Here is a 15,987-nt window from a genome sequence, read left to right on the forward strand (position 1 = left end):
TTCCGGTCGTTCCCACGGCTGCAACATTACGCGGACAAGCTCCGTCAGTAGACTTGTAATCGCAACAGACGATCAGACATCAAGGAGAATACGAACATGAAAAAAAGCGCCATTGCCTTTCTGTTAGTGACTACGTTATTAGGCGGTCTGCTGAGCGCATGCGGTAGCAATTCGAATAACAACGCCAACGCTCCTACTTCGACGAGCGAGGCGTCCCCAAGCAGTGAAGCTAACTCGAGCCCGGAAGCGAGCCCAAGCGAGGAAGCAAGCACCAGTCCCGAGGCAAGCGCCAGCCCGGAAGCGAGTCCGGGCGCGGAACCTAGCCCTAGCGAAGAAGCAAGCCCAAGCAAATCCCCGGAACCGAGCAAAGAGCCTGCGCCTAGCAAAAAACCGTCGACGCCTAGCAAAACTCCGGAACCGAGCAAGAAGCCTGAACCAAGCAAGAAGCCTACTCCTCCGAAGGAGCCTGAAGCAGGCAAAGAACCGACTGCGAAGGACATCGTCGATGAGATGTTGAAGCAGGTCGAGCAACCGAAGCTTATGGATATGGGAGAAGACCAAGTCGAGGAATCCTACGGAATCGATATGAAGCTGCTGGCGGATTATACGGTCAGAATGCCGCTGATGAATGTCAAAACGAACGAAATTGCCGTATTCAAAGTTAAGAACGCAAAAGATATCGACGCCGTGAAAAAAGGAATCGAGAAACGCGCGGAGGCTGTCCAGAAGCAATTCGAAACCTACCTGCAAGACCAATATGAGCTCGCGAAAAACTACAAAATCGTTACGAATGGCAATTACGTGCTGTTTCTAATTTCCGAAAGCGCCGATGAATTGGAGAAAGTCTTTAACGCTACCTTCGACAAGAAGTAAGTAAACCATATAAAACAGCGAAAAAGCGGGATCCGGTTAGGATCCCGCTTTTGATTTACGATCTTAGAGCACTCTGCGCGCGGTTACGTAGCTTTTCGTCCAATAGTTCGAATTCATGTTCGATACGGTAACGCCCTGGCTGCTGCTCGCGTGAAGGATTTTGCCGCTGCCCGCGTAGATCGCCACGTGGCTGATTCCGCCTCCGCCGGTTCTGAAGAATACGAGGTCTCCCATGCTTAAATCTCCTTTCTCGACCTTAGTTCCCGAATAAGCTTGAGAAACCGAAGTTCGAGGCAAGTTCACTCCGAATTGTTTGAATATATATTGTACATACGACGAGCAGTCGAAAGCATATGTAATTCCCGCTGCCGCTCCGTATTGATAAGGCGTTCCCAGATGTTCTTTGCCATATGCGATAAGTTCCAGCGATTCCGGCGTGGCCGCGCTCGCTTGCGTAGACGAAGCGATCATCGATCCGAATAATCCCGTTACGACCAAGCTGCAAGCCAATAATACTTTTATCGTTAATTTCTTGCTCATTTCGTTTTCCTCCCGGCTTCTCTGGTTGTCGGTAAACCATTGTTGTCGGAAATCAATATAACACATCTGTTTTTACCGATATTTTTCCAAGGAGAGCGCAAACGCGGCCGTCAAAGCGCTTTTCAGCTTTTCTTAGAAAAGAGTTAGAAAACGTTAATGTTTCGAAAAAAGCTAGAATCGAAAAAAATCGGAACTTTGTATTGTAAAACCGTAAATTCCGAGTATAATACTAGGTATATAGATCATAAGCGTCAGGAGATGCCAACATGACCCAATCGAACAACCGAATCGCCAGCCAATGGATCGATGATCAGCTTGATATATACAGCCTTGCCGTTCGCCTTGGAGATCGGGGTTGGCAGGATCAAATCCTGGAGCGCTTACGCAACAAAGACGAGCACATTCAACGCGAAACCCGGTATCAGGCTTGGGAAGCTTTATGGGCCCGGTTCGACGAGATCAACCGTAAAATTCTGGGGATATACGAGCAGCTTCATACGAGCGAGAACGAGAGTCATAAAGAAAGCTTACGGGAACAAGCGTGGGAACTTCGGAACTTGCGCGTTCAGATCGGCATGAAGCTGAGAGAGAGCCAATCCGGCATCTCCAACGTTCTGCAAAGAGGATAATCGGCTTTTAAAATAAAAAAAGGCATGCAGCGGTCTGCTCTGCCATGAAACTTATGGGTCTGAGGAATGGTCAAGATTCCTTCAGCCGTCGCTGCAATCTTACATCGAAGTTTGTTTCATATCGCGCATCATGCCCATCATCATGGTGGTCATTTCGTCGCACTCTTGCATTTTGCTCATCATCATGTCCATATCCATGCCGTCCATCATTTTCATTTCCATCATGTTGTCCATCATCATTTTCATGCATTTCATCTTGCACATCATTTCTTCCATGCACATGTTCATCATCATGTTCATCGCCATTTTCTCCATGTCTTCTCACCTCCGCTACTTATTGGCATTGCTTTCCCTTGTCTAAGTTACACTATTTCTTGCCCAAGATCAACAACTTTTTATTGATTTGATAAAAAAAATATGATATAAATAAAGATTGCCGTTTTTATTTCGAGTAATCCGGTTGGATTTATTCCCTTGGTCGGAATGAATCGAAAAAGCCCGAGACCCCTTGTAATTCTAGGGTTTCGGGCTTTTTTCGGGTTTTGCGGGTGTTATACGTTGCACATACGTTATACCTTTAACTCAGAATGTTGGATGGATGAGGTTTCTATTTGAATGGTCGTGTGCTGGATTTTGAAACGCTCCTCAATCAATCGAATCGCTTGTTGTAAAATAGCTTGATTATCCGACTCGTCAGAGACGAGCAGATGGCAGCTGAGCGAATCCATCCCGGACGTAATCGTCCAAATATGCAGGTCGTGAACGTCTAGCACGCCTTGGATTTCGGTTAACGTCGATTTGACCTGCTCTTGGTTAACCGTAATCGGCGTACCTTCCATCAGAATATGGACGGTATGCTTAACGACTCCCCATGCTCCCTTCAGGATCAACAAGGAGACTAGTACGCTAATAATGGGGTCGGCTAAATACCAATCGAAAACAAGCATGATCAATCCAGCCGCTATCGCCCCTACGGATCCGAGAGCATCCCCAAGCACATGAAGGTATGCGCTTCGAAGATTGAGATTGTTCTTCACGTCTCCTTTTCTTAGCAATGCCCAGGCGCTCATCAAATTGGCGATCAATCCGACGGATGCGATAAGGATCATCGACAGGCTGGAGACTTCGGGCGGATGACCAAACCGATTGAATGCTTCCCACATAATAAATCCCGCGATTACAAACAGCGTAACGCCATTGAACAAAGCCGCTAATATTTCGAAGCGGTAGAAGCCGTAGGTTTTGTTAGGGGATGCCGGTTTCGTCGCGAACCAGAAAGCGACCAGGCTTAAGGCCAACGAGCTCGCGTCGCTCAGCATGTGGCCGGAATCGGACAGCAAAGCAAGGCTATTCGTCAGAAGCCCGCCCGCGAACTCCAGGATCATGATTGCCGCAGTGATAACAAGAGCGATCGCAAGTCCCCGTTTGTTGCCTTCGCGTCCGGCGTCATGATGATGATGCCCTAACCCATGATGGTGATGGTGGTGCCCGTGCCCATGATCGTGGCCGTGCGCATGATCGTGGTTGTGATTATGGTTGTGATTGTCTTGCTCGTTATCATCGTGTGAATGGCCTTCGCAACGGGCGTGGTTATCCTCGTGGCGAGAATGATCATCCTTCGGCAAACTTTGTCTGTCATGCTCTCGTTCGTTTTGACCATGCTTATGTTTGTCGTTCATAACCTTATCCCTACTTTACATATGAATATATGCTCATATATAGTATGAATCATCGCCGATGTTTCTGTCAATAACATTCCCATATTATTCATAACAAGCATAAGTCGCTCTCGGCATCCTAAGTTTCCGCCAAACCGTCGAACCTTTTCCGACCTTTTTTCGTCCAATGCCAAAAGTGCCCATCTTTTGATATAATAGTTCGGGAAACCGGTTTCTCGTTACGCGTACGAGCGAGATTACCCAATTATTATTGGAGGCTGCAATCATGGCGAAATCTGCGGAGAACAGAGTCATCTTAACGAAAGATCAACTAATCGAACAATTCAGAAACTGCGGGGTAGCCGAGGGACAGACGATATTCGTGCACACTTCTCTAAGCAGCATTGGGTTTATCGTCGGAGGAGCGGAAACGCTTATCCGTTCGTTGCTCGAAATCGTCGGCGTGGAAGGAACGTTGATGATGCCTTCCCAAACGTGGAAAAACCTTGACCCTTCCACCGGAGTTCACTGGGAAGAACCCGTAGAATGGTGGCCGATCATTCGCGAGCACTGGCCCGCGTACGACAAAGAGGTAACGCCGGCCATCGGTATGGGCGTAGTCGCCGAGATGTTCAGGAAATGGCCGGGAGCGAAGCGGACGGACCACCCCGCAAGGTCTGTAGCGGCCGTAGGCAAATATGCCGAATATCTGACCAAGGAGCACGATCTTAGCAATATTTTCGGTAAAGGCTCCCCGGTAGACAAGCTGTACGAATTAGATGGGTATGTCTTGTTGATCGGGGTCGGCTACGATAAAAACACGTCCCTGCACTTAGCCGAAGTCAGAGCCGACTTCCCGACGAAGAAGTTTGCCGATGAGAGCAGCGCCGTGCTCGTAGACGGACAAAGAGTATGGGTGACGTACAACACGCAAGCGGTCGACGACGTGGACTTCGTCAGGCTGGGGAACGAATACGACCAAGAGGCCAACATCCGCATTCATAAGGTCGGCAATGCCGACGTCCGGTTCATGAAGCAAAGGCCGCTAGTCGATTGGACCGTTAAATGGATGGAGAAACATAGAGTATAACGGTACCGCGTGCCGCTATTGCAGCGGAATTTCCGGCCGGGGCTCGATTAGCGGCACCGCGTGCCGTTATTGCAGGTGAATTGCCGGCCGGGGCTCGATTAACGGCACCGCGTGCCGTTATTGCAGGTGAATTGCCAGCGTAGGCTCGATTAACGGCACCGCGTGCCGTTATTGCAGCGAAATAGCCGGCCGGGGCTCGATTAGCGGCACCGCGTGCCGTTATTGCAGGTGAATTGCCGGCCGGGGCTCGATTAGCGGCACCTCGTGCCGTTATTGCGAGCCCATCGGGCCATTTATCGCATTTAAAACGCAAATAGCGGCACTGCGTGCCGCTATTTGCTTCGTCGTTATATTAAGCTCGCGCTTCCTCGTACGCCCTCAACCCGAGCGCGATCGAGCCGGTTAAGCCCGCGTTATCGCCGAGTCCCGGAGGTACTATATAGCCGTCGATGCCCCCCGCTTCAAGCGCCTCGGCGACTACGTAGCCTTTCAGATTGGACCGGACTTGTTCGCGGATAAGCGGGAACAATTGCATCTGATGCATGACGCCGCCGCCTAGAATAATCTTCTTCGGCGAGAGGAGCAGAATCGCGCTCGCTAACGCTTGCCCGATGTAGAAAGCTTCCATCTCCCACGCCGGATGATCGGCTGGCAGCTCGCTGCCTTTTACGCGCCACCTGGCTTCGATGGCAGGTCCCGCGGCCATCCCTTCCAAGCAATCCCCGTGATACGGGCATTTGCCCTCGTAAGTGTCTTGCGGATGACGGCGGGTCAGCACGTGGCCGCCTTCCGGATGCACCAAACCGTGTACCATTTTGCCTTCGGTGAAGACGCCGACGCCTACTCCCGTACCGATCGTATAGTAGAGGCAGCTATCCAGCCCTCGGGCCGCGCCCCAAGTCGCTTCCCCCAGCGCCGCCGCGTTTACGTCCGTATCCCATTCCATCGGAACGTCAAAAACTTTCTTCAGCTCCGGGAGCACGGGATAGTTCGTCCAACCCGGCTTCGGAGTCGTCGTGACGTATCCATACCGCGGGCTGTTCCGATCAATATCGATCGGACCGAACGAACCGATTCCGATCGCATCGACTTGCTTATCCTTGAAATAAGCGATTACTTGGGCGAGCGTCTTCTCGGGCTGCTCCGTCGGAAAGCTGATCCGCTCCAACACTTCGCCCTTCTCGTTCCCGATTCCGCATACGAACTTCGTTCCGCCCGCTTCAATCGCACCTATGATCAACCTGTTCTCCCCCTGTCCACTGCCGTAAAAGTTAAATCCGATAGAAGCCTTCCAACTGCGCCGCGATCTCTGCCTTGGCGTTATCGACGACCACTTGTCGTTGCGGTTTGTCGAACAGCGCTTGAATCCGCTCGGGGAACGTCTGCTCGATGCCGATCAAACGAATCGCCTCGTCGAATTTGGCCGGATGAGCCGTTGCCAGCGAGACGAATGCGCCGTCGCCTTTGTTACCCGCGCTTTCGTAAGCCGCGATCCCGCATGCGGAATGCGGGTCAAGCAAATAGCCATATCGCTCCTGATAAGCCTGTATCGTATCGAGGCATTCCGCGTTCCCAACGCTGTAAGCCGTCATATCCTGCTGGATGCGCGCGACTTCTTCTGCCGTGAAGGTAAGCTGCCCCTCCGCCTTGAATTTCTCCATGCGCGCGGATACTTCGCCCGCATTCTCTCCTAGGAAGTAATACAAGTAACGCTCGAAGTTGCTTGCGATCTGAATGTCCATGGACGGACTGTGCGTCATGCGGAACCCTTCCGGCTTGTATACGCCCTCGCGAATAAACCGCTCAAGAATGTTGTTCTCGTTCGTGGCCAATACTAGCTGCTTGATCGGCACTCCCATTTTCTTGGCCAAATAACCGGAGAAAATATTGCCGAAGTTGCCCGTAGGGATGCTGAAGTTAACGCCGTCCGCTCTCGTCTTTTCGGGCAGCTGCAAGTAAGCGTAGAAATAATAAACCGATTGCGCCAAAATGCGCACGAAGTTAATGGAGTTAATCGCGCGTAAATGATATTTCGTCTTGAATGAAATGTCCGCGAACAGCTCCTTGATAATCTGCTGGCAATCGTCGAAGTTCCCGTTAACCGCCAGATTCAACACGTTGTCGTCCTGCACGGTCGTCATTTGCAGTTCTTGAACGCGGCTGACCTTGCCGTTCGGGTGGAGAATGCAAATCTGGATGCCTTCCTTGCCGCTAACGCTGCTGATGGCGGATGCCCCGGTGTCCCCGGAAGTCGCGCCGAGGATGTTGATGACTTTGTTCTGCTTCTTCGCCACGTAGGCGTACAGATTGCCCATGAACTGCAAGGCGACGTCCTTGAACGCGAAAGTCGGACCGTGGAATAGCTCAAGAACGTGCAGGGAGTCGTTTAAGGTCGTTAAAGGCAACACGGCCGGGCTCGTGAAGCCGGCATAGCTGTCTTGAATGAGCGTCCGCAAATCTTGCTCGGGAATCTCGTCGTTCGTGAATAACGAAAATACTTCCAGCATGAGATCCTGATAAGACAGCTTGGACCATGCTTTCAATTGCCCTGCCGTAACGGTAGGAATCGTCTCCGGAACGATCAGCCCTCCGTCTTCTCCCAGTCCCATTAGGAACATATCGATAAAGCCGATCGGCGCTACTTTTCCTCTCGTGCTTATGTACTTCATCGCGTATTTCTCTCCTCGTTATGAATTATTCTTCATCCATTGTGGACGAAAGCGAACATAATTTCAACAATTGCGTATCCGCTATTCGCAGACGAGCACCTGACGGGTAAATTTCCCTTTGTTCACCGTGCAGCGGTCCTGGATCTTAAAGCCGGCTTCCAAGATGATCGAGTCCATCTCTTCCACCGTAACGACGACAAGTCTCGCCGCGAATTTCCTTGCGCTGGCCAGCATTTCCCGTTTCTCCCCAAGGGATAGCACGGAACACAGATTGTACGGCATATCCAATATCGCGACGTCGTAACTCTCGGTAATCTCCCTCATATCGCCTAGCGTAACTGTAGCCGAACCGTACTCGAAAAACGCCACGTTCTCCCTTGCCCCAATGGCCGCCAGCGGATTTATTTCCCTTCCCGCGATATCGATGCCCATCGACAATGCTTCCACGAGTACCGTCCCGATTCCGCAGCAAGGGTCGATCGCCCGCACTCCTTCTATACGAGGGACGGCTATGTTGACGACCGCCCTCGCGACTCGGGTGCTTAGCGCCGTAGAATATTTACGCGGTTTATCGTTGTGCTTTAACCATGCCGCCTCCCCGTGAACCAACTCCCCTAGCCGCCAACGTCCGTCTATTCGGGCAAAGCCGAATTCCCGATCGGGCTTGCGCATTTCCGCTCTTCCGCGGAACCGCGAGCCGATCTCCCGTTCCATCGCCCGTTTCTCGTCGTATTCGAACTTCGCCTTTTCTCCGGGATCGTAATTGTCTATAGCCAGCACCTTGAAAGTCGATTGCCCCAGCTCGATATCGCCTGCTCGCTCGGCGAGTTCCCGCAAACTATCGGCCTCGAACAGTATTTTTATTCTCATCTTTATAAAAGGGCTTCGCCCCGGTTCCACTTCAATCGGACTCCGCAGCAAATTGTATCGGCTCTCGTCCCCGAACAACGCGCGCATCTCCAGCATGCTTAATGGGCGTTCCTCTTCATTGGAGGCGAAAGCGTATAGGTAATCGTTCATGCGAATCCATCCTTTGTCGGCAACGCTCTATCCTATAGTAAGATACCATTCCCGAAGAGCAAAAAACACCACAAATTAACCACATTAGAGGTTAGAAAACCGAGAAAAATTGAACTACTATAAATGAATAATAGATTGGAAAAGAGAGGGATGCCGCGTGTCTTATTTATCCGTAAGCACTTGGAGCCTGCACCGGTTGCTTGGCCCCTTACGTTGGACGTTCTGGGACGCCGAAACCGGGACGCATCGGACGCATGTGCAGGATCAGCCCCAAATTCATGCGTTGCTTGAATTGCCGGAGCAAGCCGCCAAACGAGGATATCGGGCTGTCGAGATTTGCCACTTCCATTTCCCGGCGACGGACGAGAGTTATTTAATGCAGCTTCGGAAATCTTTCGCCGATGCCGGCGTTTCCTTCGACACGCTCCTCCTTGATTACGGGGGTCTCACGACGACGGACGAAACCCGTAGTTCGGCCGACCAGCAACTGTTCCGCGATTGGATCGACGTTGCTTCCCTATGCGGCGCCAAGCAAATCCGCTTGATCGCGGGGGAAGCCGCTCCTGCCGATGCCTCGGCGATTCGGCAATCGGCCATGGCTCTCTCTAAGCTGAACGAATATGCGGCTACCCGCAACGTGCGAGTCGTTACGGAGAACTTCAAGGAGCTGACTTCAACGGGAGAGAGCTGTCTGAAATTATTGGGCGAGACGGGGAACGCGGTACGAATGATTACGGATTTCGGCAATTTCCACGGGGAAAATAAGTACGGCGAGATTGCCTCGACTACTCCTTACAGCGTGTCCATTCACGCCAAAGCCGCATACGACGAATCCGGCAATCCCGACGAGACCGAATTCAAGCGATGCCTTGATGCCGTTAAGCGTACCGGTTACGACGGCGCATTCGTCCTCATCTATGACGGTCCGGGCGATATGTGGCAAGGTCTTGAGCGGATAAAGCAAATTGTTCAACTTTACTTATGAAAAACAGAGAGCCTTCAACCTCCGCATCCCAGGCGGAACGAAGGCTCCTCTCTCATTAACGGATCAGCGTCCCGAAAATATTTCACTTCAAGAGACTCAACATTTGGACGACCGGTCTTCCGTCGCCGCTTAGCTTCGCTTCCCGGCTGCGCAATTGGGAGGAACCGTCCCCGTCCAGAAAAATTCCGTTCACGAGCTTGCCGTCTCCGACGCGCTCCGCGATCGCTTCGCGGAACGCCGCCAGCGTCCCTTTCGTCGAGCTTACTACCAAGTAGAGATTTCCCTCGTCGTCGTATACGGCTGCCGAGCGCAAACAATAATCATCCGGCAGCGGCGCGGCCTCGGCAGCGATTTGCTCCATCCAGCCCTCATCGTTCCCTAAGCTCATACTGATGCCGCCTTGAGCCCAGAATCGAGAACGATCCGTTACCGACAGCTCCGAGGCTTGACTTGCCACCTGCACGCTCAGCTTATCCAAGGATCCGTCCCAGACAAGCGTTCCTCTCGCATATTTCGCGTTTTTCGCGCCAACCCCATACGATCCGTGCGTATCATTAACGGGCACGTCGTTCACGACGGCAATGCTGAGCAAAGCATCCTGATAGAAGAACCCTCCGTTTATCCCATAGAAGGGTGCCGCGGTTACGTTATTGTGCACGGGTTCCAGCCCGATATTGGATGGCCGCGTGCGCAAATAATGCAGCTCCATTCCGTTGCTGGCCACGGAAGTCCCATATATATAGTCATGCGGCATGTTAAGCTCGTCATCGCTATTCGCATTATCGCCTTCGTTTAACGATAGGATTAGGATCGTCGCGATTAACGCGACTACCGCCAAAAACAAAATCCCCGCTATGGCTAGCTTTATCTTCGTTTTCTTTTCCATCTTTGCGCGACCTCGTTCTTTTCCTTCTGCTAGTCTCTCATTATATCAATGAACGGCGTTAGCAATCTATTTTTTTCATTTTGTAGCGGCGGTTACAGTTTTATCGGAAAAAGGAAGAGTAAAATGATCCTCGGCACTGAATGGTGTACGTCTATCCTATTCAAGAAGAGGAGATTCATAATGTTGAAGAAACGAAATTCGAAGTGGCGGTTAGCCAAGCTGCTGATCGCCTTCGGGCTCTTAGCCGGGCAATTACTGGCCTTTTATCCCGCGGAGCAAGCAAGCGCGTCATCCGAATTCAGCACGAGCGTAAACGTAAGCTCGTCTACGGCGCAACCGGGCGATGCGGTTACCCTTACGACCGCGATAACTTCCAACCTGACGCGTTCCATCCACGCCCAGGTGAAAGTAACGAACTCGAATGGAACGACGGCTTACGAGCAATGGCTGTACAACGTGCCGACGACGGCCGGCCAAACGACGGAGCATCCCGTGGAATGGATCGTTCCCGAAGGGATTCCGGCAGGGAAATACAGCGTAAGCGTCGGAATCTTCGGAGCCGATTGGGACACGATGTACAATTGGGATTCCGGATTGGCTAACGTTACGATCCAATCGGACAGTACGTTGCCTTCCTTTACATCGACCTTGAACGCGCCCGCTTCCGCGGAAGCCGGAAGCAGCGCCCGCATTGCCGCCAACCTCGTCAGCAGCTTGGCGAGTACTGCCAATGTGAACCTGTCTGTCTTCAGTCCTACCAACGTTATAGTGCATGAGGAATCGCTTGCGAATCTGACGTTCGCCGCTAACCAGATCAAACCGATCGCTACCGAATGGGAAGTTCCGGCGGATGCCGCTAACGGAACGTACCGGATTCAATTGACGGTATCCGACCCGAACGGCGCGGCGATCTATTATCAGAACGCGAATTTTGGAAGCATTCGAGTAGCCACAGTCGACCCTGCGGCTTCCGCGTCTTACGTCACTAAGGCGACGACAAGCACCCCTCGCGTGAAAGCGGGCGATATCGCCCAATATTCGGCGAAAGTGACATCGGACCGCAACGTGTCCGTCCTGATCGATATCATTGTCAAGAATCCTTTTACGAACGAAGCCGTTGAACAAACCGTATTGCAGCACCAAGTCCTGACAGCCGGTACGGCTCTCGAAGTTCCGTTGACGTGGTACGTGCCTGCCGACGCCGCTACCGGTAATTATTCGATCGAGATCGGAATTTTCGGCGAGCAATGGGAAGGCCCTTATCATTGGAACTCCGCTGCCGGAGCCATTCAAGTCACCGACGGCACGACGCAGTCCATTGCGTTTACTTCTTCGGCGGAAGTCGAGCGTTCTCCGATTAAAACGGGCGCCGTTCAAAGCTTTACGATCGAAGCCGCAAGCGATGCGAATACGAAAGCGAACGTGAAATTGAAGGTCATCGATCCGAAAGGCGCGGTCGTTCATTTCAAAGATTTTGCCAACGAGACCTTCACCGCGCAACTGCCGAAAAGGCTGCAAACGGATTGGATCGTGCCGGGCAACGCGGAACCCGGAACGTATCTTGTCGATACGGCGATTACGAGCATCGACGGAACGATCGTCTACGACAGCCGATCGTCCGCGGCGCAATTCGTCGTCGAACAAGACGATACTCCGACCCAACCGGATAACGGAGCGAACGCCAACTGGAAAAGTCACGCTACGGTCGCCGAATCCGTCGAAGCCGGCTATCCGATTACCGTTACCGCCAACGTCGTCAGCGAGGATTACGCTCATGCGCTGGTCGACGTAGAAATTTACGGAGAGCAAGGCCAAGTGTATCAGGTTGTCGTCGACGACCTTTACTTCCAACCGAACGCGCCTAAGCAAATCCCCGTTACGTGGAACATTCCCGCCGCTCAATCGCGAGGCGATTATACGGTGAAGATCGGGGTATTCCCTGCAGGCTGGAAATCGGTATGGGAACACGACTGGAACGATAACGCGGGCACGTTCGAAGTCAATTGGGGCGTTATTCCCGAAATGACGCAGAGCAGCGCCGTATCGTCGGATACGATTCAGCCCGGCCAGACCCAGACGATTCAAACGCAATTGACCAGCAGCGAGACGGTTCCCGCTTCCGTTCGCTTGGAAATTCTGGATTCCGCGGGCAACCGGGTTGCCCAACGGGATTACGCGGAAGAGCAGTTCGTTCAAGGCGTAGCCAACGGATACGAGTTGGAATGGACGCCTCCGGCCACTGCCGTTAATGGCACATACAAGCATAAAATATCGGTCATGAAGCCGGATGGCGTTCGGGTATTCTACGCGAATGCGGATGCGGCGCAATTCGAACTGACCGGCGGCATCGACTTGGAATACACCCTTTCCGCGGCTACGATTCAAAGCGAGGTAAGCGCGGGCCAAACGTTAAACGTAAATATGCGGGCCGGAAGCACGGTTCCTTCGATTGTGTCCTTGAAGGCGAATTTTATCGATATTCTGACAGGGGAAACGGTTCATAGCGAGTGGCTGGACAATCAAGTTCTCCCCGAAGGCGAAGAAGCGGCATTGGCGCTCGATTGGACGCTTCCGAAATGGATCCGCATGAATGAGCAAAAGGTACGTTCCGGCGCCGAGCCGTTGATCAAATACGTTCTTGACGGCGACTATCGGATCGATCTGGAGCTATACAACTCAGATAAGACTTATTTAATCTTGGCGCAGGAAGGCGCCGCCGCTTTTAAGGTCACGTCTCCAGCCGACGCGCCTGCTCCTCAGCCGGCCCAAGAGCCGACTCTTCCGGAAATCATGAAGCTCGGCGTGTTCGCGACGAATAACGACGCTTACGGGTTAACGGGCTGGATGCCGGAAACGGGGCTTCCTTGGAATTTCGCTTATCGTTACTTGAACGGCGGCGTCAACAACGCCGAAGGTTGGACGGGTTGGGATCAATACAACGTAGGAGACTGGCAGGGCGCATACGCCTACGATTACGCCAAAGAAGCGACGGATCGCGGTTATACCCCGGTCTTGACCTTCTATCAAATGCTGCAAAGCATTTCCGGAGATTGCTTGGATTGCGATGAAACGAAGGACGATATCATCACGCTCAGCGATCCTTATGCGATGCGCGCCTATTTGGAAGAATTCAAGCTTCTGATGCAGTTATTGGGCACGGGTAACTACAATGACAGACAGGGAATCGGCAAAACGGCTATCGTCCACGTCGATCCCGACTTGGCGGGTTACGCCCAGCAAGCCGTACTCGACAACAACCGCTGTTATGGAAAATGTACCGGGCAAGGCAATGATCCTTCGTACTTGAAAGCGGCCGTAGCGAGCACGCGCATGCCGGAGCTTGCCGACTTGCCGAATACGTATCAAGGCTTTAACTGGGCGCTGCTTCGCCTTCGCGACTTATACGCCCCGAACGTGTTAATGGCGCCTCATGTCAACAGCTGGGGAACGCTAGTCGACGTCGGCAGAGATACGAATCCGAATTTGGACGTTACCGCGCTAGGCAAGCTCGCGGGCGAGTTCGCCAACTTAACCGGAGTGAAGACCGTGCCGGCCGGCATTAAGCCTTATGATTACATCTTTAACGACATCGACGATGACGATGCCGGCGGACCGAGAGGGTATTGGCTCGACCGCACCAACCTAACGCTTCCTAACTTCGCTAGATGGGAGCAATTCGTCAAAGCGGCTTCCGAGCAAACCGGCAAAAAAGTCATGGTCTGGCAAATTCCAGTCGGCAACCAGGTGTACCGCGCCATGGATAACACGCCGGGACACTACCAGGACAACAAAGTAGAATACTTCTTCAGCCATCTGCAACAGCTGGCGGACGCGGGCATCGTCGGACTCATGTTCGGCCATGGGCAGCCCGGATCGACTTCGCACTATAATCGGATGGACGATAATCAGAATTCGCCGGCCGAAGAAGATTACTACAATCCCGATCCGTTAACGAACTCCGACGGATGGGGTGACGGAAGCGTGCACACGAACGATAAGCTTGCCGATTACACCGACGACGACGGCGGCTATCTTCGCTTGCAAGCTAAGCAATACTACGAGAACCCGCTGCCGGTATCCAACCACTAAAATCGAAACTCCCGCCAACAAAGCGTTGGCGGGAGTTTTCATATTCTGCATAAAAGTTAAGGAAGCAAAGTTTCTCCCATTAAATACCGGTCGCACTCCCGAGCGGCTTCGCGGCCTTCGTTGATGGCCCAGACGACCAAGCTTTGGCCGCGCCTCATATCGCCCGCCGCGAATACCCCCTTCACGTTCGTCTCATACCGGCCGTACTCTGCCTTAGCGTTGGACCGTTCATCCTTTTCCACGCCGAGCTGGTCGAGCATCGTACTTTCCGGGCCTAAGAACCCCATCGCCAGCATAACCAGTTGAGCGGGCCACACTTGCTCGGTGCCCGGTACTTCCACCGGCCCGTATCGGCCCTTCGCGTCCGTTTTCCATTCCATGCCGACGGTGTGCAGTTCCTTGACGTTGCCGTCCTCGTCGCCGACGAAACGCTTCGTCGAAATCAAATATTGCCGCGGATCGTTGCCGTACAGAGCCTTGGCTTCCTCTTGCCCGTAATCGAGCTTGTATACGCGCGGAAACTGCGGCCATGGGTTGTTGTCGGCGCGGGTTTCCGGCGGCTTCGCCATGATCTCGAATTGCGTAACGCTCCTGCAGCCATGGCGCAAGGAAGTTCCAACGCAATCCGTTCCGGTATCTCCCCCGCCGATGACGATGATGTCTTTGCCTTCCGCGGAGACGTACTGTCCGTCCGCGTGCTCGGAATCCAGCAGGCTCTTCGTATTCTTATGCAGAAACTCCATTGCCAGATGAATGCCCTTCAGTTCGCGGCCTTCTATCGGGAGATCCCGGCCTTTCGTCGCGCCTCCGCACAGAACGACGGCATCGAACTGTTCGATCAGCCGCGAAGCCGGAATATCCTTGCCGATCTCCGTTCCCGTCACGAAAACAATGCCTTCTTGCCGCAGCAGATCGATCCGTCGCTCGACGGTTTTCTTGTCCAGCTTCATATTCGGTATCCCGTACATGAGCAGGCCGCCGATGCGATCCGCTCTCTCGTATACGGTCACCGAATGCCCCGCCTTGTTCAATTGAGCCGCGCACGCCAATCCGGAAGGACCGGAGCCGACGACGGCAACCTTCTTGCCCGTGCGAACCGCGGGTGGCTCGGGGACGATCCACCCTTCGGCGAAGCCTTTGTCGACGATCGTTTTCTCGATGTTCTTGATCGTGACCGGAGGGTCGTGCAAGCCGACGGTGCATGAGCCTTCGCAGGGTGCCGGACATACCCGTCCGGTAAACTCCGGGAAATTGTTCGTCTGATGCAGCCGATCCAACGCTTGACGCCACAATCCCCGGTAAACGAGATCGTTCCATTCCGGAATCAGATTATTGACCGGACAGCCGGCCGCCATCCCGTTAATGATCTGCCCGGTATGGCAGAACGGAATTCCGCAATCCATGCAGCGGGCGCCCTGCTCCCTAAGCAACTCTTCCGATGCTTTGCTCTGAAACTCCCGCCAATGATGGATGCGGTCCAGGGGGTTAATCTCGGGAGGCAGTTCCCTTCTAAATTCCATGAATCCGGTAGACTTCCCCATATCGTTT

13 protein-coding genes are annotated in these 15,987 nt (G+C 52.9%); 5 read left to right on the forward strand and 8 right to left on the reverse strand.

Annotated features, from left to right (window positions below; all coding sequences use genetic code 11):
* Window positions 1-96 precede the first annotated feature (96 nt).
* Window positions 97-873: a DUF4358 domain-containing protein gene (locus tag FPL14_RS29850; RefSeq protein ID WP_229263858.1), complete on the forward strand. Its 777-nt coding sequence runs from the start codon at window positions 97-99 to the stop codon at window positions 871-873.
* A gap of 63 nt (window positions 874-936) precedes the next feature.
* Here FPL14_RS29850 and FPL14_RS09875 read toward each other — a convergent pair whose 3' ends face one another.
* A complete protein-coding gene (locus tag FPL14_RS09875; RefSeq protein WP_182302818.1) occupies window positions 937-1,413 on the reverse strand; it encodes a C40 family peptidase in 477 nt (158 codons plus the stop codon).
* A 266-nt stretch (window positions 1,414-1,679) separates the two neighbouring features.
* On the opposite strand from FPL14_RS09875, the gene FPL14_RS09880 reads away from it, so the two are divergent.
* Entirely contained in the window at window positions 1,680-2,042 is a 363-nt protein-coding gene (locus FPL14_RS09880; protein WP_182302819.1) for a hypothetical protein, read from the forward strand.
* A gap of 99 nt (window positions 2,043-2,141) precedes the next feature.
* Here the strand turns inward: FPL14_RS09880 and FPL14_RS09885 are convergent, their stop codons facing one another.
* Both FPL14_RS09885 and FPL14_RS09890 read right to left on the reverse strand, forming a co-directional pair.
* Entirely contained in the window at window positions 2,142-2,357 is a 216-nt protein-coding gene (locus FPL14_RS09885) for a hypothetical protein (RefSeq protein WP_182302820.1), read from the reverse strand.
* Window positions 2,358-2,611: 254 nt separating this feature from the next.
* Entirely contained in the window at window positions 2,612-3,721 is a 1,110-nt protein-coding gene (locus tag FPL14_RS09890) for a cation diffusion facilitator family transporter (RefSeq protein ID WP_182302821.1), read from the reverse strand.
* Between the two features lie 265 nt (window positions 3,722-3,986).
* On the opposite strand from FPL14_RS09890, the gene FPL14_RS09895 reads away from it, so the two are divergent.
* A complete protein-coding gene (locus FPL14_RS09895) occupies window positions 3,987-4,790 on the forward strand; it encodes an AAC(3) family N-acetyltransferase (protein WP_182302822.1) in 804 nt (267 codons plus the stop codon).
* Between the two features lie 352 nt (window positions 4,791-5,142).
* Here the strand turns inward: FPL14_RS09895 and FPL14_RS09900 are convergent, their stop codons facing one another.
* The 3 genes from FPL14_RS09900 to FPL14_RS09910 form a co-directional block, all read right to left on the reverse strand.
* The gene (locus tag FPL14_RS09900) at window positions 5,143-6,030 is read right to left on the reverse strand and encodes an ROK family protein (protein WP_324617892.1); all 888 of its coding nucleotides are present in this window, start codon (window positions 6,028-6,030) and stop codon (window positions 5,143-5,145) included.
* Between the two features lie 31 nt (window positions 6,031-6,061).
* Complete coding sequence (gene thrC / locus FPL14_RS09905; protein ID WP_182302823.1) at window positions 6,062-7,459, reverse strand: threonine synthase; 1,398 nt, start codon at window positions 7,457-7,459, stop codon at window positions 6,062-6,064.
* An 81-nt stretch (window positions 7,460-7,540) separates the two neighbouring features.
* Window positions 7,541-8,479 carry a TRM11 family SAM-dependent methyltransferase gene (locus FPL14_RS09910; protein WP_182302824.1) on the reverse strand — a complete coding sequence of 313 codons (939 nt, stop codon included), beginning with the start codon at window positions 8,477-8,479 and terminating at the stop codon, window positions 7,541-7,543.
* 157 nt (window positions 8,480-8,636) lie between these two features.
* On the opposite strand from FPL14_RS09910, the gene FPL14_RS09915 reads away from it, so the two are divergent.
* A complete protein-coding gene (locus FPL14_RS09915; RefSeq protein WP_182302825.1) occupies window positions 8,637-9,464 on the forward strand; it encodes a sugar phosphate isomerase/epimerase family protein in 828 nt (275 codons plus the stop codon).
* Between the two features lie 82 nt (window positions 9,465-9,546).
* Here FPL14_RS09915 and FPL14_RS09920 read toward each other — a convergent pair whose 3' ends face one another.
* On the reverse strand, window positions 9,547-10,350 hold the full coding sequence (locus FPL14_RS09920; protein ID WP_229263859.1) for a hypothetical protein: 804 nt from the start codon (window positions 10,348-10,350) through the stop codon (window positions 9,547-9,549).
* Window positions 10,351-10,530: 180 nt separating this feature from the next.
* Here FPL14_RS09920 and FPL14_RS09925 point away from each other — a divergent pair, with 180 nt between their 5' ends.
* The gene (locus tag FPL14_RS09925) at window positions 10,531-14,439 is read left to right on the forward strand and encodes a COG1470 family protein (RefSeq protein WP_182302826.1); all 3,909 of its coding nucleotides are present in this window, start codon (window positions 10,531-10,533) and stop codon (window positions 14,437-14,439) included.
* A 56-nt stretch (window positions 14,440-14,495) separates the two neighbouring features.
* On the opposite strand, the gene FPL14_RS09930 is transcribed toward FPL14_RS09925, so the two are convergent.
* Window positions 14,496-15,980: a glutamate synthase subunit beta gene (locus tag FPL14_RS09930; protein ID WP_182302827.1), complete on the reverse strand. Its 1,485-nt coding sequence runs from the start codon at window positions 15,978-15,980 to the stop codon at window positions 14,496-14,498.
* Window positions 15,981-15,987 lie beyond the last annotated feature (7 nt).

The organism is Cohnella cholangitidis, assembly GCF_014107495.1.
Classification (GTDB): domain Bacteria; phylum Bacillota; class Bacilli; order Paenibacillales; family Paenibacillaceae; genus Cohnella; species Cohnella cholangitidis.

Bases quoted from the DNA above. Each gene is read 5' to 3' on its own strand.
- FPL14_RS09895 (WP_182302822.1), top strand. From the start codon at position 3,987: ATGGCGAAATCTGCGGAGAACAGAGTCATCTTAACGAAAGATCAACTA.
- FPL14_RS09930 (WP_182302827.1), bottom strand. From the start codon at position 15,980: ATGGGGAAGTCTACCGGATTCATGGAATTTAGAAGGGAACTGCCTCCC.
- FPL14_RS09890 (WP_182302821.1), bottom strand. From the start codon at position 3,721: ATGAACGACAAACATAAGCATGGTCAAAACGAACGAGAGCATGACAGA.
- FPL14_RS09910 (WP_182302824.1), bottom strand. From the start codon at position 8,479: ATGAACGATTACCTATACGCTTTCGCCTCCAATGAAGAGGAACGCCCA.
- FPL14_RS09885 (WP_182302820.1), bottom strand. From the start codon at position 2,357: ATGGAGAAAATGGCGATGAACATGATGATGAACATGTGCATGGAAGAA.
- FPL14_RS29850 (WP_229263858.1), top strand. From the start codon at position 97: ATGAAAAAAAGCGCCATTGCCTTTCTGTTAGTGACTACGTTATTAGGC.
- FPL14_RS09925 (WP_182302826.1), top strand. From the start codon at position 10,531: ATGTTGAAGAAACGAAATTCGAAGTGGCGGTTAGCCAAGCTGCTGATC.
- thrC (WP_182302823.1), bottom strand. From the start codon at position 7,459: ATGAAGTACATAAGCACGAGAGGAAAAGTAGCGCCGATCGGCTTTATC.
- FPL14_RS09880 (WP_182302819.1), top strand. From the start codon at position 1,680: ATGACCCAATCGAACAACCGAATCGCCAGCCAATGGATCGATGATCAG.
- FPL14_RS09920 (WP_229263859.1), bottom strand. From the start codon at position 10,350: ATGGAAAAGAAAACGAAGATAAAGCTAGCCATAGCGGGGATTTTGTTT.
- FPL14_RS09875 (WP_182302818.1), bottom strand. From the start codon at position 1,413: ATGAGCAAGAAATTAACGATAAAAGTATTATTGGCTTGCAGCTTGGTC.